At 32.5% G+C, this 22,175-nt stretch carries 24 protein-coding genes and 1 other RNA gene; 12 read left to right on the top strand and 13 right to left on the bottom strand.

From position 1 onward, the window contains the following. Window positions 1-9 precede the first annotated feature (9 nt). Window positions 10-411: a DUF2059 domain-containing protein gene (locus FT986_RS13440; protein ID WP_147865493.1), complete on the top strand. Its 402-nt coding sequence runs from the start codon at window positions 10-12 to the stop codon at window positions 409-411. A 76-nt stretch (window positions 412-487) separates the two neighbouring features. Here FT986_RS13440 and FT986_RS13445 read toward each other — a convergent pair whose 3' ends face one another. Further along, complete coding sequence (locus FT986_RS13445; RefSeq protein WP_147865494.1) at window positions 488-2,029, bottom strand: hypothetical protein; 1,542 nt, start codon at window positions 2,027-2,029, stop codon at window positions 488-490. Window positions 2,030-2,032: 3 nt separating this feature from the next. Next, window positions 2,033-3,097: a glutaminyl-peptide cyclotransferase gene (locus FT986_RS13450; RefSeq protein WP_147865495.1), complete on the bottom strand. Its 1,065-nt coding sequence runs from the start codon at window positions 3,095-3,097 to the stop codon at window positions 2,033-2,035. An 87-nt stretch (window positions 3,098-3,184) separates the two neighbouring features. Between FT986_RS13450 and ffs the strand changes: the two genes are divergently transcribed. The 3 genes from ffs to fsa all read left to right on the top strand — a co-directional run bounded on the left by ffs (window position 3,185) and on the right by fsa (window position 4,857). Further along, window positions 3,185-3,283, top strand: an RNA gene (ffs, locus tag FT986_RS13455) — signal recognition particle sRNA small type. An 87-nt stretch (window positions 3,284-3,370) separates the two neighbouring features. Continuing rightward, a complete protein-coding gene (locus FT986_RS13460; RefSeq protein WP_147865496.1) occupies window positions 3,371-4,177 on the top strand; it encodes an SDR family oxidoreductase in 807 nt (268 codons plus the stop codon). Between the two features lie 23 nt (window positions 4,178-4,200). Further along, window positions 4,201-4,857 (top strand): fructose-6-phosphate aldolase, encoded by a 657-nt coding sequence (gene fsa / locus FT986_RS13465; RefSeq protein WP_147865497.1) that lies wholly within the window; start codon window positions 4,201-4,203, stop codon window positions 4,855-4,857. A gap of 46 nt (window positions 4,858-4,903) precedes the next feature. On the opposite strand, the gene FT986_RS13470 is transcribed toward fsa, so the two are convergent. Next, entirely contained in the window at window positions 4,904-6,328 is a 1,425-nt protein-coding gene (locus FT986_RS13470) for a hypothetical protein (protein WP_147865498.1), read from the bottom strand. Between the two features lie 168 nt (window positions 6,329-6,496). Between FT986_RS13470 and FT986_RS13475 the strand changes: the two genes are divergently transcribed. The 3 genes from FT986_RS13475 to FT986_RS13485 all read left to right on the top strand — a co-directional run bounded on the left by FT986_RS13475 (window position 6,497) and on the right by FT986_RS13485 (window position 10,232). Further along, on the top strand, window positions 6,497-8,122 hold the full coding sequence (locus FT986_RS13475; protein ID WP_147865499.1) for an ABC-F family ATP-binding cassette domain-containing protein: 1,626 nt from the start codon (window positions 6,497-6,499) through the stop codon (window positions 8,120-8,122). Window positions 8,123-8,305: 183 nt separating this feature from the next. Continuing rightward, window positions 8,306-9,634, top strand: a complete 1,329-nt coding sequence (locus FT986_RS13480; protein ID WP_147865500.1) for an MFS transporter — start codon at window positions 8,306-8,308, stop codon at window positions 9,632-9,634. 40 nt (window positions 9,635-9,674) lie between these two features. Beyond that, complete coding sequence (locus tag FT986_RS13485; RefSeq protein ID WP_147865501.1) at window positions 9,675-10,232, top strand: DUF6252 family protein; 558 nt, start codon at window positions 9,675-9,677, stop codon at window positions 10,230-10,232. Window positions 10,233-10,278: 46 nt separating this feature from the next. On the opposite strand, the gene FT986_RS13490 is transcribed toward FT986_RS13485, so the two are convergent. Together FT986_RS13490 and murQ are read right to left on the bottom strand one after the other, a co-directional pair. Beyond that, a complete protein-coding gene (locus FT986_RS13490) occupies window positions 10,279-10,503 on the bottom strand; it encodes a DUF6095 family protein (RefSeq protein ID WP_111541006.1) in 225 nt (74 codons plus the stop codon). Then, entirely contained in the window at window positions 10,490-11,317 is an 828-nt protein-coding gene (gene murQ / locus FT986_RS13495; protein ID WP_147865502.1) for an N-acetylmuramic acid 6-phosphate etherase, read from the bottom strand. Before murQ ends, FT986_RS13490 begins: the two co-directional genes overlap by 14 nt. Window positions 11,318-11,723: 406 nt before the next feature. Here murQ and FT986_RS13500 point away from each other — a divergent pair, with 406 nt between their 5' ends. Next, a complete protein-coding gene (locus FT986_RS13500) occupies window positions 11,724-12,395 on the top strand; it encodes a peptidoglycan-binding protein LysM (protein WP_147865503.1) in 672 nt (223 codons plus the stop codon). Here FT986_RS13500 and FT986_RS13505 read toward each other — a convergent pair whose 3' ends face one another. From FT986_RS13505 to dnaA, 4 genes are read right to left on the bottom strand one after another with little or no spacing between them, the layout of a single operon-like run. Beyond that, window positions 12,396-13,115, bottom strand: a complete 720-nt coding sequence (locus tag FT986_RS13505) for an SAM-dependent methyltransferase (RefSeq protein ID WP_147865504.1) — start codon at window positions 13,113-13,115, stop codon at window positions 12,396-12,398. It abuts the gene before it with no gap. A gap of 6 nt (window positions 13,116-13,121) precedes the next feature. Then, a complete protein-coding gene (locus FT986_RS13510) occupies window positions 13,122-14,486 on the bottom strand; it encodes a PQQ-dependent sugar dehydrogenase (RefSeq protein ID WP_147865505.1) in 1,365 nt (454 codons plus the stop codon). Window positions 14,487-14,535: 49 nt separating this feature from the next. Beyond that, window positions 14,536-14,991, bottom strand: a complete 456-nt coding sequence (locus FT986_RS13515) for a low molecular weight protein-tyrosine-phosphatase (RefSeq protein WP_147865506.1) — start codon at window positions 14,989-14,991, stop codon at window positions 14,536-14,538. A gap of 1 nt (window position 14,992) precedes the next feature. Continuing rightward, window positions 14,993-16,420, bottom strand: coding sequence for a chromosomal replication initiator protein DnaA (dnaA, locus tag FT986_RS13520; RefSeq protein ID WP_111541012.1), 1,428 nt, complete (start codon window positions 16,418-16,420; stop codon window positions 14,993-14,995). Between the two features lie 212 nt (window positions 16,421-16,632). Between dnaA and FT986_RS13525 the strand changes: the two genes are divergently transcribed. Further along, on the top strand, window positions 16,633-17,031 hold the full coding sequence (locus FT986_RS13525; RefSeq protein ID WP_147865507.1) for a thioesterase family protein: 399 nt from the start codon (window positions 16,633-16,635) through the stop codon (window positions 17,029-17,031). Between the two features lie 3 nt (window positions 17,032-17,034). Here the strand turns inward: FT986_RS13525 and FT986_RS13530 are convergent, their stop codons facing one another. From FT986_RS13530 to ribD, 4 genes are read right to left on the bottom strand one after another with little or no spacing between them, the layout of a single operon-like run. After that, window positions 17,035-17,649, bottom strand: a complete 615-nt coding sequence (locus FT986_RS13530) for a YigZ family protein (RefSeq protein ID WP_147865508.1) — start codon at window positions 17,647-17,649, stop codon at window positions 17,035-17,037. Next, window positions 17,646-18,515 carry an EamA family transporter gene (locus tag FT986_RS13535; protein ID WP_111541015.1) on the bottom strand — a complete coding sequence of 290 codons (870 nt, stop codon included), beginning with the start codon at window positions 18,513-18,515 and terminating at the stop codon, window positions 17,646-17,648. Before FT986_RS13535 ends, FT986_RS13530 begins: the two co-directional genes overlap by 4 nt. Continuing rightward, window positions 18,512-19,132 (bottom strand): HAD family phosphatase, encoded by a 621-nt coding sequence (locus FT986_RS13540; protein ID WP_147865509.1) that lies wholly within the window; start codon window positions 19,130-19,132, stop codon window positions 18,512-18,514. The genes FT986_RS13535 and FT986_RS13540 overlap by 4 nt, the downstream gene beginning before the upstream one ends. Next, window positions 19,119-20,156, bottom strand: a complete 1,038-nt coding sequence (ribD, locus tag FT986_RS13545) for a bifunctional diaminohydroxyphosphoribosylaminopyrimidine deaminase/5-amino-6-(5-phosphoribosylamino)uracil reductase RibD (protein WP_147865510.1) — start codon at window positions 20,154-20,156, stop codon at window positions 19,119-19,121. Before ribD ends, FT986_RS13540 begins: the two co-directional genes overlap by 14 nt. Before the next feature lie 28 nt (window positions 20,157-20,184). Between ribD and FT986_RS13550 the strand changes: the two genes are divergently transcribed. Genes FT986_RS13550 through FT986_RS13560 form a run of 3 tightly spaced genes read left to right on the top strand, consistent with a single transcriptional unit; the run spans window position 20,185 to window position 22,158 of the window. Further along, window positions 20,185-20,667 (top strand): GNAT family N-acetyltransferase, encoded by a 483-nt coding sequence (locus FT986_RS13550; protein WP_147865511.1) that lies wholly within the window; start codon window positions 20,185-20,187, stop codon window positions 20,665-20,667. A 1-nt stretch (window position 20,668) separates the two neighbouring features. Continuing rightward, window positions 20,669-21,526, top strand: coding sequence for a peptide chain release factor N(5)-glutamine methyltransferase (prmC, locus tag FT986_RS13555; protein WP_147865512.1), 858 nt, complete (start codon window positions 20,669-20,671; stop codon window positions 21,524-21,526). 11 nt (window positions 21,527-21,537) lie between these two features. Next, window positions 21,538-22,158, top strand: coding sequence for a TIGR00730 family Rossman fold protein (locus FT986_RS13560; RefSeq protein ID WP_147865513.1), 621 nt, complete (start codon window positions 21,538-21,540; stop codon window positions 22,156-22,158). The last annotated feature ends 17 nt before the right edge of the window (window positions 22,159-22,175 follow it).

Genomic DNA, 22,175 nt, shown 5'->3' on the forward strand with positions numbered 1-22,175 from the left:
ACATAACTTATGAAAAAATTAATTTTATCGGCAGGATTGGTCATGCTAAGTTTTACCTCTTTTGCTCAAGACGATTTTAAGACAGAAATGTTAAACTTTGTTGAGGTACAGTCTGGTTCTACAATGGATGCAGCACTAAGTCAAGTAATGCCTATGATTCCTGAAGGGAAAAGAGAAGCTTTCAAAAAGGAATTGAAAACAGAAATGAGTGGATTGTACTCAGAGATAGCTGATATCTATATTGAAAAAGTAGGAAAGGAAGACTTGCAAAAAATGTTGGATTTTTATGAAACTCCAGCTGGAAAAAACATTTTAGAAAAAACTCCAGCTGTTGTTGAGGCAAGCATGTCTTTAAACCAAAAGTATATGATGAAATTGCAGCCTATTATGCAAAAATATATGAGTAACTAAATTTATATTTTTTCAAAAAACGAAAAAGCATCTTCTTAACGGAAGATGCTTTTTTTTATTTAAGATGAAGAAAAGCTTACTCTTCAAAAATAACACTTTCATAAGCTCCAGCATCTGGAGAACTACCTCTAGAAGTTCCTAAAATATCTTGAGCGGTTGCTGTTGTAGGATTTGCCAAGCCGTTGGCGGCAGATTCTTCTCCTATTTGTAATTGATTAAGCTCTGTAGCTTTAAAAATAGGATCTTCATTTAAAACAATATTTTCAAATAGAGCAGAATTCTCAAAATTATACTCTGGAATATCTGCATAAAGGTTATTAAAATCATTGAACTTAATTAAGCAGTTTTCAAATTTATAATTGAAAGCCGCTTCTTCAGATTTTGAGAATAAAAGTTCTAAGTTTTCATTTCCGTAAATAATACAGTTATAAAAATTAGCTTCAATCAAATCAGCTACAAAAATGTTTTCTTGGGTTTCTAATAAATTCTCAACCAATACCGCAGGAAACTGCCTAAACCCATTGTTAAAATAATTTGCAAAAGTAGAGTTGGTAAAGTTATATCTTCCGCCAAGGGAAAGGTTTAGAGAGGCTTGTCCGCTATTGTTAATCACTAGATTTTCTCCTTCAATAAAACCAGTTCTAGCCAAAAGTCCAACATTAGCGGAGTTATAAATTTGTGTATTTTTAATGATTAGGGTAGGTTGGTTACTTCCATCGTTATTATCCATACGTATACCCACCGATGCATTTTTAATCGTTGCGTAATTAATTTGATTATTGGTACTTCCGTCTGTTAACCAAATAGCTCCCCATTGACCAGCAACATCGCTAAAAGCAGGTTCTAATCGATCGCCTTCAAAAATAACTTCATTCTCTAAAACTTCGGGATCGTTGCTTAAAGCCCCATTTACGTGCAAAGAACCGTTTTCTGCAACTATAAGTCCGCTTTCACGATGAAAATGTACGCGTGCTCCAGCATCAATAGTGAGTGTTTTATTAGAAGGAACGGCGGCATAACCGTAGATTACATAGGGTTTTTCGTTGGTGAAATTAAGTTCGGTGTCGTCTAAGACAAATCCTTCAATAAGAATCTCTTTGCCTTCATCATCAAAGCCAAATGAAAGCGCTTCTGTAGTGCCATCTGCAAATTTTTCAGGATATAAAAAATGAGCATCTTGTATAAGTGTAACTAATTCTACTTTTTGTTGATTGCTGTTGGTATCAAATTCTATAGCATCAGTATATAGAAATTGATTGTCGGTTTGAGATAGATTTTCGATATCTGCAGTGGTTTCTACGAAAATAAAAATACTGTCATTGGCAAGAATATCGATGTCTCGAAAACTTTTTCCGGGTAAACCGTCTACATTTAAACGATAATTAGAACTTTCACCTTTTGCTAGTTGAATATTAGGTATGGTAATATCATCATCACTTTTATTGTGTACCGTTAGATTGTAAGTGCTAGAACCAATATTGGTAAAAACAGTATCTAGATAAACCGTGTCTTTAGAAAAAGTAAGTTTCCCCGAACTTGGCGTAGTTTCAAAATCTTTTCTACAAGAACTCCACAATACTACCGAACAAAGCAATAAAATGCCGTAAACATATCTCATAAATTACTTTTCTTTAATTTTTATCTCAAAAAGCTTATCCCAGTTTTTACCAGTAACATATAACTTTTTGGTGGTTTTGTTATATGCAATTCCGTTAAGAACATTTTCTTGACCAGCTATATTCTTACTGTTCCCTAATTGGTCTCTTAATCCACGCATATCAATTATTCCCTCGATTGCTCCGCTAATAGGGTTAATAATTGCTATCCCGTCTTTTTGCCACGTATTAGCGTAAATTTTTCCTTCTACCCATTCTAACTCATTCAGTTTGGTAGAAAGTGAAGTGTGAGTTACGGGTTGAAAATAACTTTCTTCTTCTAAAGTTTCTGGATTTAAGATCCAGATTTTCTCAGTCCCGTCGCTTTTATAAAGTTTTTCACCATCATTACATAATCCCCAACCTTCTTTACTTTCGCTATAACTAAACGTTTTTAATTTTTTTAAATTGTTTACATCATAAATTATTCCTTCGCCAGAACGCCAAGTAAGTTGGTATATTTTGTCATTTAAAATGGAGATCCCTTCCCCAAAATAAATATCTTTCAACTTTACCTTTTGAAGTACCTCACCCGTTTCATAGTTTACTTTTCGAAGCGTTGATTGTGCATTTCTTCCTGTGCCTTCATATAAAGTATCATTATAAAACTCTAAACCTTGTGTAAACGCATTAGAATCGTGTGGATAGGTATTTACCACTTCATAAGTATATATTTTAGGAGCTTTATCGTGGTGTAAAACCAATTCCTTTTGCGTATCAAAACTTTCTCCTCCTATAAAAACTTTAGCCTTTAACATATTTCGACCTAAAGGTTTTTGTAATTGAATAGAAATACTTTCGCTTAATGCGGAAGAACCTAATTTTTGATTCTTATAAAAATACTGGACAGAGTCAATCTGAATGTTTTTTGGGTTATTTAATTTTAAATTTAGAGCGTCACCAGCTTGTATTTTTTCATTTTTTGAATCTATTTGAAGAGAAATAGATTCTTTTTTCTTTTCTAGGCTATCACCACACGAGAGAAGAGTAGAGGTTAATAAAATGATTGACAGAGGCTTATAAAATCGCATAATTGTTTACTTAAATTTGTGAGGCTAATTTAGTTAATTCCTTTTAAAAAAAGCTTGTGAAAAAAGATAAACCTTGTATATTTGCACCGGCAAGTCCCACACAACCAGCTCCTGCTGAATCCCCCAGGGCGGGAACGCAGCAAGGGTAAGCGGTCGTAGCGGTGTGATGTGGGTAGCTTGCCTTTTTTTGTACCCAAAACTCAAAGAATTTTCTTCTCTGCATTTTTTCACTTTCGCTTCAAAAGTCGATATTTGCCACTTATCTCAATCTACATGTCAAAACAAGTTGTATTAATTACTGGAGCATCTTCTGGTATAGGAAAATCTATAGGAGAATATTTACATCAAAAAGACTATAAAGTTTACGGTACTAGCCGAAACCCAAAGCATAAAGAGCTCAATGGAATACATTTCGTAGCTCTAGATGTAACCTCTTCAGAAACTATTTCTTCCGCTGTAGCGAAAATATTAGAAAAAGAAGGAAGAATAGACTTTCTTATCAATAATGCTGGAATGGGAATTACAGGTCCTATTGAAGAAACACCAGACGAAGAAATTAAAAAAGTTTTTGACACCAATTATTTTGGTGTTATAAAAGTGATTAAGGCTGTGTTACCAAGTATGCGGGCACAAAAAAGCGGTTTTATTATTAATATAACCTCGATTGCGGGTTATATGGGGTTGCCTTATCGCGGAATTTATTCTGCTACCAAAGGAGCTTTAGAACTTACTACAGAAGCTTTTAGAATGGAGTTGAAAGAGTTCGGAATTAAAATGACGAACATTGCTCCTGGAGATTTTGCCACCAATATTGCGGCTGGGAGGTATCACGCTCCTGTAAAAGAGAATTCTCCTTACAAGAAAAATTATGGAAATACGTTAGCAATAATGGATAAGCACGTAAGCAGTGGTGAAGATCCTATCGTAATGGCAAAAAAAGTATATGAAGTAATGCAAGAAAAAAATCCTACTATACACTATAAAGTAGGAGAATGGTTACAGAAAGCCAGTATAGCTTTAAAGCATATTTTGCCCGATAAAATGTATGAAAAAATGCTTATGAATCATTATAAACTATAACTTTACGGAAAAAACAGATCAACATGAAATTTTTTATAGACACAGCAAATTTAGATCAGATTAAAGAAGCTCAAGATTTAGGAGTCTTAGATGGTGTAACTACCAATCCTTCTTTAATGGCAAAAGAAGGTATTTCTGGAAAAGAAAATATTTTACAACATTATAAAGATATTTGTGAGATAGTAGATGGAGATGTGAGTGCAGAGGTGATTGCAACAGATTTTGATACTATGGTTAAAGAGGGTGAAGAGCTTGCTGCTTTACACGATCAAATCATTGTAAAGATTCCTATGATCAAAGATGGGATTAAGGCTATTAAATACTTTAGTGATAAAGGAATCAAAACCAATTGTACATTAGTTTTTTCTGCTGGTCAAGCATTGTTAGCAGCAAAAGCAGGAGCTACCTATGTTTCTCCGTTTATAGGAAGATTAGATGATATCTCTAGTGACGGATTAAGTCTTATTAGTGAGATTAAACTTATTTATGATAACTATGGTTTTGCAACCGAAATTTTGGCTGCTTCAGTAAGACATACGATGCACGTAATAGATTGTGCTAAAATTGGTGCAGATGTGATGACTGGACCTTTAAGTTCTATTGAAGGTTTGTTAAAACACCCTTTGACGGATATTGGTTTAGAAAAATTCTTAGCAGATTATAAGAAAACCAACGGATAAAACTCAATTAAATAAAATAAAAAAAGCGCTCATTTGAGCGCTTTTTTTATTGATTTAAAAATTGTAAAATCTTGTTTTCAAAATTAGGATCCTCGAGATTTAATCTGTTTTGAACAATATTACCTTGATTGTCAATAATTAAAACTTTATCTATAAAACTTTTATATAAATAACGTTCGTTTTTTCTATCTCTAATCTGATATTCAAAAGCTTTATCGTAACCAAAATTCTCAATTGATTTTTTCCAAAGCTTAGTGTCTTCTTCATCAATATTTACCGCAATAAAAGTAATTTCGGGATATTTATTTCGCAGCTCATTAATAAGATGGTGGTGTAGTTTATGATTTTCTACAAATAAAGACCAAGTATAGGTAATAACAGGTTTTTTTGATATAGCAGAAAATTTTAGCTTTTCCCCATCAGCAGACAAAAGTTTAGCATCTGAAACATTTTTACCTATAAAATATCTTTTTTGAAGGTTGCCTAAGTTTTTTAACTCCTTTAATTGGTCTTTAGGTAAATTAAACTTATTTAATAAACTAATGGTAGAATCAATTTGCCCATCACTTACTGAAAAATTGATCTGTTTCTTTGCTATTTTGCTCAAAAAACTATTTCTTATATTTTTAATTTTAAATAAACTATCGCTCAAATAAAGACGTTGTTTTATATTTTCAATGGTATTCGCCTTAAAGCAATGAGAGGGATTTTCTGTTTCATTATCAATGCAAGTCTCTATGGCTTTATTTTTTAGATAATTGTCTAAAAAGCGTTGATACGTGTAATAAGACTGGATTGAAGCATCATTAAAATTCACATTTTTACGATAGTCGAAAAAATCATTAGGAATTTCACTTCTAAAATCACTAAAATATCTATTGATTAAATAGGCATAGCGTTCTCTTAAATCATAATATTCATAATCAATGGTTTTATGAGCTACTTCCGTAAAGGTCTCAGAAAACTCGTACTTATCTTTTAAAGATGCTAACCTTTCTAATTTGAAATTTTTTATCGAATCGGTTTTTTTAGCAAAATCATCCGGACTCATTTTATAATAAGAAAGGATAAGGTCATTGTCTTTCTCATTAAGAAGATACATCTCCATCAAAAAATTGTTTTCATGAGATTTATCGTTTGTGTACATTAATGATTCGTCAAATTCATCCATGTTTACACGTAGAAGTAAACTGTCTCCTTCTTCTATATAAAAAACTTGACTTTCGGGAGTGTGTCTAAAAGTATAAAGACCAGGGGAAAATTTTTCTTGGTTAAAAGTATACGAGAATTTTTTGTTCTTATCTAGAAAAATAGAATCTATGAGTTCGTTATTCTTTTCTAAAGTTATATAATCGTAATTACTTTTAACAATTTCTCCGGCTAAATAAGTGCCATTAGTGTTCTCAGATTCCTTTTTACAGGAGAATAGAGATAATACTAAAGAAAAAGTTAATAATAATTTAGAATTCATGAGTAGTTATAAATCATTAATATGGGTAATTATGGGGGTTGGCCAAAGACAAATATAGAGTATGTAGAATCTTAGTTTGTTAATTAGTAGTTAAAAGGAAAAGATGAAAAGTTAATCTTTCTTGATGTAGTTTTTATTAGTTACTTTTGCCAAAATTTTAAGAGAAATATGTTATCAGTATCTAATTTATCGGTTCAATTTGGAAAGAGGGTTCTTTTTGATGAAGTGAACACTACTTTTACACAGGGCAATTGCTACGGAATTATAGGAGCAAATGGAGCAGGAAAATCTACATTTTTAAAGATACTTTCTAGAAAATCTGAACCTACTTCAGGTCACGTTCATTTAGAGCCTGGCAAGCGTATGTCTGTGTTAGAACAAAATCATAATTTATATGATGAGCATCCTGTTTTAGAAACTGTGTTAAAAGGAAATCAGCCTTTATACAAAGTTAAAGCAGAAATGGATGCGCTTTACGCGGATTATACCGATGAAAATGCTGATAGAATAGGGGAGCTACAAGTAACCTTCGAAGAAATGAACGGTTGGAATGCAGAGAGTGATGCGGCTTCTTTACTTTCAAACTTAGGTATTAAAGCAGATTTGCATTATTCCCTTATGAAAGACTTAGATGGTAAGCAAAAGGTACGTGTGTTATTAGCACAAGCACTATTTGGAAATCCAGATGTCTTGATTATGGATGAGCCTACCAATGATTTAGATTATGAAACTATTTCTTGGTTAGAACATTTCTTAGCAAATTATGACAATACGGTAATTGTTGTTTCTCACGACCGTCACTTTTTAGATGCGGTTTGTACTCATATTTCAGATATCGATTTTGGTAAGATTAATCATTTTAGCGGTAATTATTCATTTTGGTATGAGTCTTCACAATTAGCAGCAAGACAACGTTCACAACAAAACAAAAAAGCCGAAGAGAAAAAGAAGGAACTTCAAGAATTTATTCAGCGTTTTAGTGCCAACGTAGCAAAATCTAAACAAGCTACTTCGCGTAAGAAAATGATTGATAAATTAAATATTGAAGAAATTAAGCCTTCTAGTAGAAGATATCCTGCTATTATTTTTGAAAGAGAAAGAGAGGCTGGAGATCAAATCTTAAATATTGAAGGCTTAGAAGCTTCTATAGAAGGAGAAACTCTATTTAAAAATATAGATATTAATCTTAATAAAGGCGATAAGGTAGTCGTTTTCTCTAGAGATTCTCGTGCTACTACTGCTTTTTATGAAATTATAAACGGTAAGCAAGAAGCTGTAAGTGGGAAATTTCAATGGGGAATTACTACAAACCAATCTTATTTACCTTTAGATAATGCAGCATTTTTTGAAGAAGACCTTGCTTTAGTAGATTGGTTAAGACAATATGCTAAAACAGAAGAAGAAAGAGAGGAAGTTCATATTAGAGGTTTCTTAGGTAAAATGCTTTTTAGTGGTGAAGAAGCCTTAAAAACAGCTAAAGTACTTTCTGGAGGAGAAAAAGTGCGTTGTATGTTAAGTAGAATGATGATGATGCGTGCTAACGTATTAATGTTAGACGAACCTACGAACCACTTAGACTTAGAGTCAATTACAGCTTTTAATAATTCGCTTAAGAATTTTAAAGGTACCATTATGTTTACTACTCACGATCACGAGTTTTCTCAAACAGTTGGTAATAGAGTTGTAGAATTAACTCCAAATGGAGTAATAGATCGTTACCTTACATTTGATGAGTATATGAGTGATTCAAAGATTAAAGAGCAAAGAGATAAAATGTATAGCGTTAATGCTTAATAATTTATTGATAGGCTATAGCTTTATTACAGCGATAATTCCGCGAAAGCGCTATTGATAGTTTAACGAACATTTTTATCTATAATTTTAAAATCTTATTGGTATTAAATAAAAGTCATTTTTTTAAAAAACCTTTCTATTCAATTAGAAAGGTTTTTCTATTTTTAGAAAAAATTAAGAAAAATGCAACAGCTACCCAAAGGGAACAAAAAATTATTAAACGCTTGGGCGTTTTATGATTGGGCTAATTCGGTTTACAACTTGGTGATTTCTTCAGCGGTGTTTCCTATTTTTTACGGGGCATTAACTATTTTGAAAGATGAAGATGGAAATGTAATTACAGATCAAGTAAGTTTCTTAGGTTTTGAATGGAACAATGACACGCTCATAAGTTATGTGACTGCTTTTGCTTTTTTGACAGTCTCAATCTTGAGTCCGTTTTTAAGTGGAATTGCAGATTATGTAGGAAATAAGAAAAGCTTTATGAAGTTTTTCTGTTATCTGGGAGCTATCTCTTGTATTGGTTTATTTTGGTTTAATCTTGATCATTTATGGTTTGGGTTATTGTGTTATTATTTAGCATTGATTGGGTTTTGGGGAAGTATTGTTTTTTATAATTCTTACCTTCCAGATATTGCTTTTCCAAATCAACAAGATAAGATTAGTGCTAAAGGCTATTCTTTAGGATATATAGGAAGCGTTATTTTATTACTGATTTGTTTAGCGATGATCTTAATGTATGAAACTTTTGGATTCGAAGATAAAGGCTTGCCAACTCGACTTTCTTTTATCCTTACAGGAGTTTGGTGGATTGGTTTTAGCCAGTATACCTATTATTATCTTCCGCAAGGAAATAAGAAACAAAAACTGACAAGAAATGTAGTTTTTAATGGTTTTAAAGAGCTAAAACAAATCTGGATTAAGATTAAAGAGAATTTACAGTTAAAAAGGTATCTATATGCTTTTTTCATGTATAGCATGGCAGTACAAACGATTATGCTTATAGCTACTTATTTTGGTATTGAAGAATTAGATTGGGGTACACAAGATGCTACCACAGGATTAATTATTAGTATTTTACTAATACAATTAGTAGCTGTTCTAGGAGCCACATTAACTTCGAGATTATCTTCTAAATTAGGTAATATTAAGGTTTTAATCGGTTTAAACCTTATTTGGATAGCCATCTGTGCTTTTGCGTATTTCATAGAAACTCCTGTTCAGTTTTACATTACTGCTGCTTTTGTAGGTTTGGTGATGGGGGGAATACAATCTTTATCTAGATCTACATATTCAAAATTATTACCTGAAAATGCTATAGATACAGCTTCTTATTTTAGTTTTTATGATGTTTCAGAAAAAATAGGAATTGTTATAGGAATGCTTTCTTATGGCTTTATTGCTGAAAAAACAGGAAGTATAAGAACTACCATTCTCTTTTTTATTGTGTTTTTTGTACTTGGAGTAATATTTCTTTTACGAGTTCCAAAACAAAGTGTTAAAATTAAATAATTTTAGTTAAGTTTGTCTTTCCCAAATAAATAATATTAGAATGAAAAATATGACCCTATTTAGACCCCTTATCTTGCTATTGGCTATTGTTTCTTTTGTTAGTTGTGATAATGAACCTTTAGAAGGTGAGTTTGAAGCTACTATTCCTAGCAACCCTAATAATAGTTCTAATTACACGTTTAAAGCGTTAATTGATGGTGAAGAGTTTATTGCAGATGGGGCGTTAGCTATAACCCTTATAAACGGAGAATTAGTACAAACAAGCATTTCAGGAACTTCTATTGATGGGACTTCAATCTCTGTAGCTTATATCGATAATACTACAGGAACATTTGAGCTTTCTGACCCTTCTGAAGGAGACGGTTATGCGATGTACTCTATTTTAAACGGTCAAGAAGCTCCTTACAGTACCATGCCGTCTAATTCTACAGGTTCTTTGGAGGTAACAGATTATGATGAAGATGGATTATTAGTTTCTGGAACTTTCTCATTTCAAGCTGAAAGAGAGGTAGAGCTAGAAGATGGATCTACAGAAATTGAAATAGTAAGTATTACTGAAGGTGAGTTTGAAGATGTTCCTTTAACCATTAGTCAGTAAATAATATATAACTCTATAAAAAAAGCTCCCAATTTGGGAGCTTTTTTTATGAGTCAAATAAAGCTTTCATTAAAGTATTTATGCCTTTAAAAATTAAAAAAATAGCTCCTCCGCAGGCTATAATTCCTAAAATAAGTACGGCGATATATAAAGGATGTTCTCTATTATTAAAGGCGCTATATAAAATAGAAGGACCTAAAAAAATAAGTGGCATTGCGCCAGCCAAATACCTTAAACCTTTAAATAGTACCTCTTTGTTAGTTCTTTTCATTTTCTAATATATTTTCAACAGCTCGTCTCACACTTCCGTGGAAACGTAATTGTTCATTTGCTATTTTATATGTTGCTTGTGTAGCTTCCATAATCATTTTAATCCCTCTTTCAACTAGTTTGTCATTACTAAGTTGCATATCTACCATTTTATTGCCTTTCACACGACCTAATTGAATCATACTGCTAGTAGAGATCATATTTAAAACTAATTTTTGTGAAGTTCCTGCTTTCATTCGAGAGCTTCCTGTGACAAATTCTGGTCCTACTACAACTTCGATAGGGAATTTTGCTACCAAAGATAACGGACTTTTAGCATTACAAGTGATACAGCCTGTAATAATGTTTTGTTGATTACACCATTCAACCGCTCCAATTACGTAGGGAGTTGTGCCCGAGGCTGCAATTCCTATAAGAATATCTTTGGAGGAGATTTGATGTTCTTGCAAATCAAGAATTGCTTGTTCTTTACTGTCTTCAGCATTTTCTACAGCATCTCTTATTGCTTTATCGCCACCAGCAATAATACCAACCACCAAATCTTTAGAAACTCCAAAAGTCGGTGGACATTCGCTAGCGTCCAAAATTCCTAATCTACCACTTGTACCTGCACCTATATAAAATAGCCTACCTCCATCTTTTAGTTTTAAAACTACCTGTTTAGTAAGTTCCTCTATTTGGGGTAAAGAATTTTGTACAGCTAATGGAACAGTTTGATCTTCTTGGTTGATTTTAGAAAGCAAATCACCTATTGACATTTTTTCAAGGTGATTATGATTGCTATTTTTTTCTGTGGTTTTAATGAAGTTTTCCATTTTGAGTTTATTAATAAGTTTTACAATTCCTAAGTATGATAAGAATTTGATTGTAAAAATTTCTATTAATTAGAGTACAAAGATAAGTTTATTGAGTTAGTTAGAAGAGGGGATTTTGTTATTATATAAACTTGAAAACCAATTCAAGAATCATAAAGAAATGATAATTTTAAATGATTTAAATCTGAAAACTAGAAGAAATTCCGAGTTTAGTTGTAGTGTAAAGCATTAGTTTTATTGAGTTTTTGTTTTATATGTATCTGTAAATAAGGTTTTTATATAATTTTTAATTTTTTAGTAAAGTTTAACATTTGGTTTGTTTTGTATTTAATAAATGTTGTATCTTTGCACCGCAAAATTAAAGGCTGTCATAAGACATATACAAGTCCTTTAGAAACAAGTTGATTTGAAGAAAAAAATCGCAAAAATATCAATACTACCAGCAATAGGAGCATTGATTTTTTTAAGTTTTTCGAACAAAGAAGAAGCTATAACTGCAAGTGTAAGCACTACAAATTTACCAGAAGCTTACACTGTAAAAATGAACAATGAAATTTTGAACGAGGTAGAAGAAGCAATTTTCTATCCTGTTCTTAAAAAAAGTTACCTAGGTTTTAAAGAAGCTGTAGCTTTTAAAGAATCTAGAGGAGATTACCAAGTGATTAATCAATTTGGTTATCTAGGGAAGTATCAATTTGGTATCGGTACACTCAACCTTATCGGTATTTATGATGCCGAAGCGTTCTTAAACAATCCAGAATTGCAAGAAGCTGCATTTTATGCAAACGCATCTCGAAATAAATGGATTTTACGTAAGGATATTGCAAAATATGTAGGTAAGACCTTAAATGGTATAAAGATTACCGAATCTGGTATTTTAGCAGCAGCACACCTAGCAGGTCCAGGAAGTGTAAAGAAATACTTAAGAAGTGGAGGAGTGCAAGGTTTTTCTGATGCTTTTGGAACCAGTATAAAATACTACCTTAATAAATTTAAGGGTTACGATACTTCTTTTGTTTCTCCTAATAGAAAAGCGAAAGCTAAAGTAAAAAGAAAATTATACGAAGGAGTTTTATAATTATTCCTTTTGAAAAATAAATATAGCCGGTTTTTTATGTAAATCCGGCTTTATTTTTTTCCACTCGGCTATAGTTTTCGTTTTAATATATTCATTTTTTTGAGTCACTTCACAACCAATACATAATTTGGTAGAAGGATGAAGATTCTGTTTTAAATCTTCAAAAAACTTTTCATTTCTATAGGGTGTTTCAATAAAAATCTGCGCCTGATTTTGCTCTAAAGAAATTCTTTCTAAGCGTTTAATATGCTGTTTCTTTTCATTTTTATCTATGGGCAGATATCCGTGAAAGGCAAAATTTTGTCCGTTTAGTCCGCTACTCATCATTGTAAGTAAAATTGATGATGGTCCAACGAGAGGGACAACTTGTATCTCTTTTTCATGTGCAATTCTCACTACTTCTGCACCAGGATCTGCTATACCGGGACATCCAGCTTCGCTTAATAACCCCATATCAATTCCGTCAAGGCAAGCGTTTAAAAAACTAGGAATCTCAGAAGATTCAGTATGTTTATTTAAAATCCAAAATTTAAGATTAGGCTGAGATTTATTTGGACTTATTTGTTTTATATATCGTCTTGCTGTTTTTTCATTTTCGGCAATAAAATAATCTAATTCTTCTATTTTGTCCTTTACGGAAATAGGCATGGTTTCGGCATGAGCATTTTCACCTAATGGAGCAGGAATTAAAAATATTTTACCTTTTTGAGTATTTGTCATTGTATATTATTGAACGATAAATTTATCTACTTGATGCTTACCGTCAAGGTAAGTAGATTTTATAAAGTAAACTCCAGAAGCGAACTTTACAGATAATCTTGTGTTTTTCTTGTTAGGGTATGTGGTTTTGATAACTTTTCCTGTGAAGGAAATAACCTCAATTTTTTTAATTATTTCCTGCGCTTCAATATTTATAACACCTTGTGTAGGAATAGGGTAAATGTTTATTCTCTTTTGATGAGAAATGTCTACGGAAAGGTTGTCATCAACTATTTTGTAAATCGTACCTGTACTTAATCCTGAGATATAGAGGTTGGATTGATGATCGGTTCCAAAAGTAGAAAAGCCATTTCCTGAGAATGGGCCAAAATAGGTGATATTACCCATAGAGTCTACCGTTCCTATTTCGTCGCTACAAAAATCAGCGAAAAGATATTTTCCAGTTAAGTTAGGAAATTCACTTCCTCTGTATACATAACCTCCTGTAACGGAGCATTTACTTACGCTGGTGGCTGTATGAGAATATTCAGCGAAAGGAAACTCCATCGTGCTTTGGGGATCACATCCTGTTGTATTGAAATTGCTTGAAGCTTCATAGCATCGCCATCCATAATTTATCGCTTCCGCGGAAGCAGATTTATTAATTTCTTCAAATTGATTTTGTCCAACATCTGCAATCCAAACATCACCCGTAGTTTCGTCAAAAGAAAATTTCCAAGGATTTCGTAATCCGTAGGCATAAATTTCATCCAAGGCATTGGGATCATTTACGTAAGGATTATTGGTAGGAATAAAAGGTGCTGAAACATCTACATCAAATCTTAAAATTTTACCCAATAGAGAATTTAGATTTTGTGCATTCCCGTTGGGGTCGCCACTGCTTCCACCGTCGCCAGTAGCGACATATAAAAAACCATCATCTCCAAAAGCAATGCAACCCCCATTATGATTACTAAAAGGTTGTGTAATTACTAGCATTACATTTTCTGAAGCAGGAATAGCTTCATCGGGATCTATAGAGCTCGTTTCAAATTGAGAAAGCACCGAATCTCCAGAAGGATTGGTGTAATAAAGATAAAATAATCTGTTATTTTGATAATTAGGGTGAAAAGCTAAACCTAAAAGTCCGCGTTCTCCACCCGAAGAAACTTGCGAGGAAATATCTAAAAATGGATTTGAATTTGTAGATCCGTCGTCATTTAAAATTTTAATAACTCCGTTTTGCTCTACAATAAAAAGTCTGTCGTCCCCGGCATTTTGAATATTTACGGGAGAGTTGAAGCCTGTAGCTATTTGTTGAATATTAACATCTTCTTGTGCAGCAACCCAACCAAAAGATAACACGATAAAAAAAAAGTAAAATTTTTTCATGATAAAGGTTTTATGATTTGCTTAAATTTACGAAAAAAGAACCCTATTATTAACTAATTTCTTTAGCAATAATAGAAGTTGCTTCGTCGAGCATTTCGTAAACATTCTTAAAACCGTGCTCTCCTCCGTAATAAGGATCTGGAACATCTACATTTTCATGAGGGAAAATTTTGTTGAGGATAAGCTCTACTTTTCGCTTGTCTTCGTCATTGCGAGCTAATTTGATGACATCATCATAATTAGAATTATCCATAACGAAGATATAGTCGAAAGTGTCAAAATCTTCTTTAGTAAACTGTCTTCCTTTTTGTTGAGAAATATCTAATTTATTAGTGCTGGCAACAGCAATAGAGCGCTTATCTGGACTATGGCCTATGTGGTAATCTGAGGTTCCTGCAGAATCTACTTGAATTTTCTCTTGATCTACTTTAGAAGCTAAAAGTCCTTCTGCAAGTGGAGACCTGCAAATATTCCCTAAGCAAACCATCAACACTTTAGTTTTCATTTTACAGCGTTAGTTTTTTATTAAGATCTTCTACAAACTTTTTAAACTGCTTATCTGTAGTAGAAAGGTTATTTACAGTCTTACACGCATGTAATACGGTAGCATGATCTCTTTTTCCTATTTGTGTACCAATACTAGCTAAAGAAGCTTTGGTCAATTTTTTTGCAAAGAACATAGCTAACTGTCTAGCTTGAACAATATGTCTCTTTCTTGTTTTTGACTGAAGCGTTTCTACATCCATTTGAAAATAGTCACTAACTACTTTTTGTATGTATTCTATAGAAACTTCTTTTTTAGTGTTCTTAACGTAATTCTCAACGATTTTTCTGGCCAAATCGATGGTGATATCTTTCTTGTTAAAAGAAGAGTGAGCGATTAATGAAATTATAGCTCCTTCTAGCTCTCTAATATTCGTTTTAATATTATTAGCTAAATACTCTACAATATCTTCAGGCATTTCTACACCATCACGGTAAAGTTTGTTTTTGATAATAGAAACACGTGTTTCAAAATCTGGATGTTGTAATTCCGCCGAAAGGCCCCATTTAAAACGAGATAATAAGCGTTGCTCAATATCTTGCATATCTACGGGTGCTTTATCACTCGTTAAAATAACTTGCTTGCCATTTTGATGTAAATGGTTGAAAATGTGAAAAAAGACATCTTGTGTTCCTGCTTTACCCGATAATAATTGAATATCATCTACGATAAGAACATCTATAATTTGATAGAAGTGAATAAAATCATTTCTATTATTTTTCTTTACGGATTCTATGTATTGCTGCGTAAACTTTTCTGCAGAAATATATAAAACAGTTTTCTCTGGATATTTGTCTTTTACTTCAACACCAATGGCGTGAGCTAAATGAGTTTTACCTAATCCTACACCTCCAAAAATCAATAAAGGATTAAATGATGTTCCTCCAGGCTTATTAGAGACTGCCATACCAGCATTTCGAGCCAATCGGTTAGAATCTCCTTCTAGAAAGTTATCAAAACTATAATTAGGATTAAGTTGAGAGTCAATTTTTACATTTCTTATTCCCGGAATAATAAATGGATTTTTTAACTCTGGACTTTTATTTCTTAACGGACTGTCAATATCTTGTGAAGAAATTTGTGTACGCTGTGAACTAGGAATCTTTTCGGTAAAAGGTTGTTTGTTACCGTAAGTGTTTTCCATTCTAATCACATAGACTAGTTTGGCATTTTCACCGAGTTCTCTAGTAAGAGATACTTTTAAAAGTTTTACATAATGCTCTTCTAACCACTCGTAAAAAAACTTAGAAGGTACTTGAATACTTAACGCATTATCAGTTAATTTAACCGCTTTGATAGGTTCAAACCACGTTTTGTAGGCTTGTGGAGTAATATTATCTTGAATAAATGAAAGACAATTTACCCAAACTGATTGCGCAGTTTCACCCATAGTTTTTTTTAATTTTATTAGTTAGTGTAAATAAATAATGAAAATGAATACTTCTTTAATAAGTTTTAAAGACTCTCATTTTGGAGGAACAAATATGTGAACAAAAAAGGTAATAAAAAAACAAAATGTCTCTTGAATTTACCGTTTTTTTTTCTCATACTTAAATTCTTTTTAAACTTACAAAAACTAATTCACTTAATTCTAAAATTAACATGAAAAGCCATTCAACACATATAAGAGTACGTTACGCAGAAACAGACCAAATGGGAGTAGTGCATCACGGTAATTATGCGCAATACCTAGAGTTAGCAAGGTGTGACTGGTTAGAGCAGTTTGGTACTTCTTATAAATCTATGGAAGAAAGCGGAGTAATGCTGCCGGTTTATGAGATGAATTTTAAATTTAAACGGCCAGCAAAATTTGATGATATTTTAAGGGTAGAAACTACCTTGGTAAAGATGCCCGATGTGAAGATTGAGTTTAACTATAAAATCTATAATCAACATCAAGAATTGTTATCAGCAGCTTATACAGTTTTAGTTTTTGTAGATATAAATTCTAGAAAACCTATGAAGTGCCCGAGTTACATTTTAGAAAAACTGAAGGCTTAAAAATTATTCTATTTCTTTAATTTTAATTCCGTAAATACTATCAAACTTTTTAAAAATAGCTTCGGCCTCTTTTTCTCTTATTAAAAGATAAATTTTACAGTCAAGTTCTAAAATTTGATTCTTTACGTGCAGATCTTTTTCTTTTATTACCCGCATGACTTTATTCATATTGGGATAATCAAAAGAAACTTCATATTCCACATCTATGGTTTTGGTTAAAATGTTTGAATTTTCCAAAGCCATTTGAGCGGTGGTTTTGTATGCATTGATTAGTCCGCCAACACCTAGCTTGGTACCACCAAAATAACGTACCACAACAACTAAAATATTGGTGACTTCAAATGATTGTAATTGTCCGTAGATAGGCATTCCTGCAGAGTTTCCTGGCTCGCCGTCATCATTAGCTCTATAATGTTCATAGTTTTTGCCTAATTGCCAAGCATAACACCAATGTCTAGCTTGATGATGTTTTGTCTTAAGCTCCTCGATATGTAGTTTTACCTCTTCTTCGGTTTTAACCGGAAAAGCATATCCGAAAAATTTACTGCCCTTGTCTTTAAATAAAACTTCTTCGCTTGGTTGGTGAATGGTTTTGTAAATGTCTTTTTCCAAATCTATTGTGTTGTTAAGGCCACTAAAATAATACTAACAACTGCCAAGGCAATGCCAATCCAGTTTTTTCTTAAAATCTTCTCTTTAAATAAAGCAATTCCTAATAAAGTAGAAAGCATTACAATGGCGACATTATTGATTAAAAACACTGTCGAGCTGTCTAAATTTCCGCGTAAAGCTTGTATGAAAAAATATACAGAATAATAATTAGGGATTCCTAAAGCTATTCCGCCAAGAATTTCTTTATAAGTGAACTTAATTTTCTTTATGAAAAAATGGTAAATAGAAATAAGAATCCCCAACGATGCAGCAACAATAAATAAGGTCATTGAGAAAAGCGCCACATCATCATGAGCAACATAGTTTTGCTCTAAATACTTAATTCCTGTTTCTATAATTCCGCTTCCAAAAAATACCAATACAGGAAAAATTAAAGTATTTTTTTTAAATGTAATTCCCTTCCTTGTTTTTACTGATGCAAGGTAGACCGCCACTAATGCTAGAATAATGGCTAAGATTTTTAAAACACTTGCAGATTCTTTATAGTAGAAAATAACAAAAATAATGGGGATAGATAAACTCATTTTACTCGCCACCGAAACAGCCGAAAGTCCGTTAATCTTAGTCGTTAATGCCATAAGATTAAAAACTACAATAAAGAGAAAACCTAAAATAAGTGCACCCCAAAACCAATCGGCATTAATGATGGTTTGTGCATCAAAACTTTTAGAATGTCCTAAATATCCAGCAACGACCGCAGTTAAGTAATTGATCACAATCGCATAAGAAATGCGAATATCGAACTTGTCTAATAACTTAAAAGCAACATAAATGAGGCTTGAGGATAAAATACTTAATAAAAGATATATCAAAATAAATGTTGATTAGTTTTGAATAAAGAGGTTACATCTTCTGTCTCAGGATCGATATTCCACACATGAAAACCTAAAGATTTTGCTGCATCTGTGTTTTCTTTGGTATCGTCAATAAATAAAACTTCTTTAGGTTTTAATTGATGTTGGTCTAAAACAAATTCATAAATATTGGCATTTGGCTTTCTCAAGTTGATCTCGTGAGACAAATAAAAAGCATCAAAACAGTTTTTAAATTCTTCGTAAAAATTTACTTGCTCTTTAATCCACGAAATATGTAAATCATTGGTGTTACTCAATAATATTAATTGAAATTCCCCTTTTTTCTTCAGTTCTTTAAGAAACTCTAATCGCTGTAAAGGAAAGTCTAATAAAATGGAATTCCATGCTGTTGTTATCGCTTCCGCGGAAGCGTTATTGTCCTTAAGGTTAGTGCGGTAGTAAGAAATAAAATCTTGTGAAGATAATTTCCCTACTTCATAAGCTTTGTTTTTTTCAATTTGTTCAGGCGATAACTTCGTTATTCCAAATTGTGCTAAGTGCTTTAAAGTAGCAGATTTATCTAAATTGATAAATACGTCACCAAAATCGAAAAGTAGCGTTTTAATCTGCTTCATAGAAAGTTATGGTATTGTCTTGTAAGTTTATTTTATTACTGATTTTACCACTTATTTCTGGAGCAGAAATTCCGTTTTCCCAAGAATTTAAATTTTTGGTAACTCTTGCTTCATCCCAATAATTTTTATTGATGAATTCCTGTAAAGTTTTGGCGCCGCCTTCAACAATAAGACTCTGAATTTCCTTACGATATAAAAAATCACAGATTTGCGGAATAAGAGGTTGATTAAAATCTAAGGTTTCAAACTCAATAAATTTCTTGTTTTCTTTTTTTAAAGCTGTGAAAAATACAGTAGGTGTTTCTTGAAGGTATAAATGACTTTGAGTAGGGATTTTTAAATCTTTATCAATAACCAATCTTAAGGGAGATTTTCCTTTCCAAAGTCGGGTGTCTAATTTTGGATTGTCTTTAATAGCGGTTTGCGTTCCTATAAGAATAGCTTGTTCTTCGCTTCGCCATTTATGCACCAACTGTTTATTGTAGCGATTACTTATCCAAACAGGCTCTCTTTGATTTTGAATTAGGGGAGCTAAGAATCCATTAGATGTTTGTGCCCATTTTAAAATGATAAAAGGACGTTTTTGTTTGTGAAATGTAAAAAAGCGCTTATTTAAGTCTTGGCATTCTTTCTCTAAAACCCCAACAACTACTTCGCATCCTGCTTGTATTAGTTTTTGAATTCCTCTTCCGGCGACTTTTGCAAAGGGATCTATCGTCCCAATAACCACGTTTTTAATACCGTGAGCAATGATTAAATCGCTACAAGGAGGAGTTTTACCAAAATGGCTACAAGGCTCTAAACTTACATAAATTGTTGTTTTTTTAAGTAGAGATTTATCTTTAACAGAATTTACCGCATTTACTTCGGCGTGAGGTTCTCCAGCTTTTTGATGCCAACCTTCTCCAATAATCTGATCTTTATAAACAATTACGCTGCCTACCATTGGGTTGGGGTAGGTGTTCCCAAGTCCATTTTTAGCCAGCTGAATGCAACGTTTTATATATTTTTCGTGTATTTTCACATTTCAAAAATAGCATGAAAAATCAAGAATGGAACACCTAAAAATAAGACCTATACAAAAAGAAGACAATCCCTTTGTAGCAGAGATGATTAGAGCGGTGTTAATAGAAAATAATGCTCCTAAAACAGGAACCGCTTACGAAGATGAAAATCTTGATACCTTGTATGAAACTTATCAAAATGAAAAATCGGTTTATTTTGTTTTGACCGATGGTGTTAAAATTTATGGAAGTGCAGGAATTGGTTCCTTAGAAGGAAGCGACGAAATTTGCGAACTTCAAAAAATGTATTTTTTGCAAGAGGTTAGAGGTAAAGGTTTGGGAGGTAGGATGATACAATCTTGTTTGAATTTTGCTATGGAAGTAGGTTATAAAAAATGCTACTTAGAAACCCTGCCCAGCATGGAAGCCGCTCAAAAACTTTATAAAAAAAGTGGCTTTGAATATTTAGATACCCGTTTAGGAAATACAGGGCATTTTAGTTGTACCACTTGGATGCTTAAAGAATTCTAAAATGACTTTACAAGAATTAAAATTAAATTTCTTTACGGAATTAAACACATTGTACCCTGCTACAGAAATTGAAAGTTTCTTTTATTGGCTTACACAAGCTTACTTAAAGCTTTCACGATTAGAAGTAGCATTACAGCCCGAATATAAAATTGAGGAAATTGCTATAAAGAATTTTCAGCAAGCAACGCTGCAGTTAAAGAATTATGAGCCCATTCAATACATTGTTGGAGAGACAAAGTTTTTTGGTTTTCCGTTTAGGGTAAATCCTTCAGTTTTAATTCCGCGTCCAGAGACTGAAGAATTAGTAGCTTGGATTGTTGAGGATTTTAAAAACAACAAGAATTCATTAAAATTATTGGATATAGGAACGGGAAGCGGATGTATTCCTATAAGTTTAGCTAAAACCTTACCGCAGTTAGAAGTAACTTCAATAGATATTTCCGCGAAAGCGATAGAAACCGCCAAAGAGAATGCAGAGTTAAATGAGGTGGAAATTACTTTTTTAGAACAAGACATCTTAAAAGTAGAAAAATTAGAAGATAATTTTGATATTATAGTATCTAATCCGCCTTACGTGCGCGAATTAGAAAAAGAAATGATGCAAGAAAATGTTTTGCAACATGAGCCTGATTTAGCATTATTTGTATCGAATGAAGATCCTTTAATTTTTTACCGAAAAATAAGTGAATTGGCTTTTGATTCATTGTCTGAGGAAGGGATTTTATACTTAGAAATAAATGAATATTTGGCCAAGGAAACGGTACAATTAATAAACGAGATTGGATTTTCGTTTGTAGAAGTAAAAAATGATATTTTTGGAAAAGCAAGAATGATTAAAGCTAGTTGTACTAGTAAATAAAAGTTTAAAGAATGGAAACTACGAACAACTCAACATCAAATAATTTTATTAAAAGTATTGCTGTTTTTTGCGGAAGTGGTGATAGCAATGACGAATTTATTTATAGTCAAGCCTATGAATTAGGTAGATCTTTAGCTAACAAGGATATAGATTTGGTTTTTGGCGGAAGCAAACTAGGGCTTATGGGACAGGTAGCTAAAGGAGCTTTAGATTATGAAGGAATTGTTTTTGGGGTAATTCCAGAGTTTTTAAAAACCAAAGAGATTGTACACCGCAACTTAACCGAACTTATAACTACAAAAGATATGCATGAGCGTAAGCTTAAGATGCATGAAATGAGCGACGGTTTTATTATGTTGCCTGGTGGTTTTGGAACTCTAGAAGAATTTTTTGAAATTGTGACTTGGGCGCAATTAGGCTTGCATAAAAAACCAATAGGAATATTAAATACCGAGGGTTATTATAATGATCTTCTTATGATGTTTAATGCCATGGTGACCAAAGGTTTACTGAAAAAAGAAAATTTAGATTTGATTATCGTATCGGATGCGGTAGAGGTGCTTTTAGATAAAATGCATAAATATCAATCCACACACGAAGCAAATTGGCTAACTAAGGAAGATCAAACTTAAAATAAAATTCATTTACG

Source organism: Mesonia sp. K4-1 (assembly GCF_008017825.1).
GTDB lineage: Bacteria > Bacteroidota > Bacteroidia > Flavobacteriales > Flavobacteriaceae > Mesonia.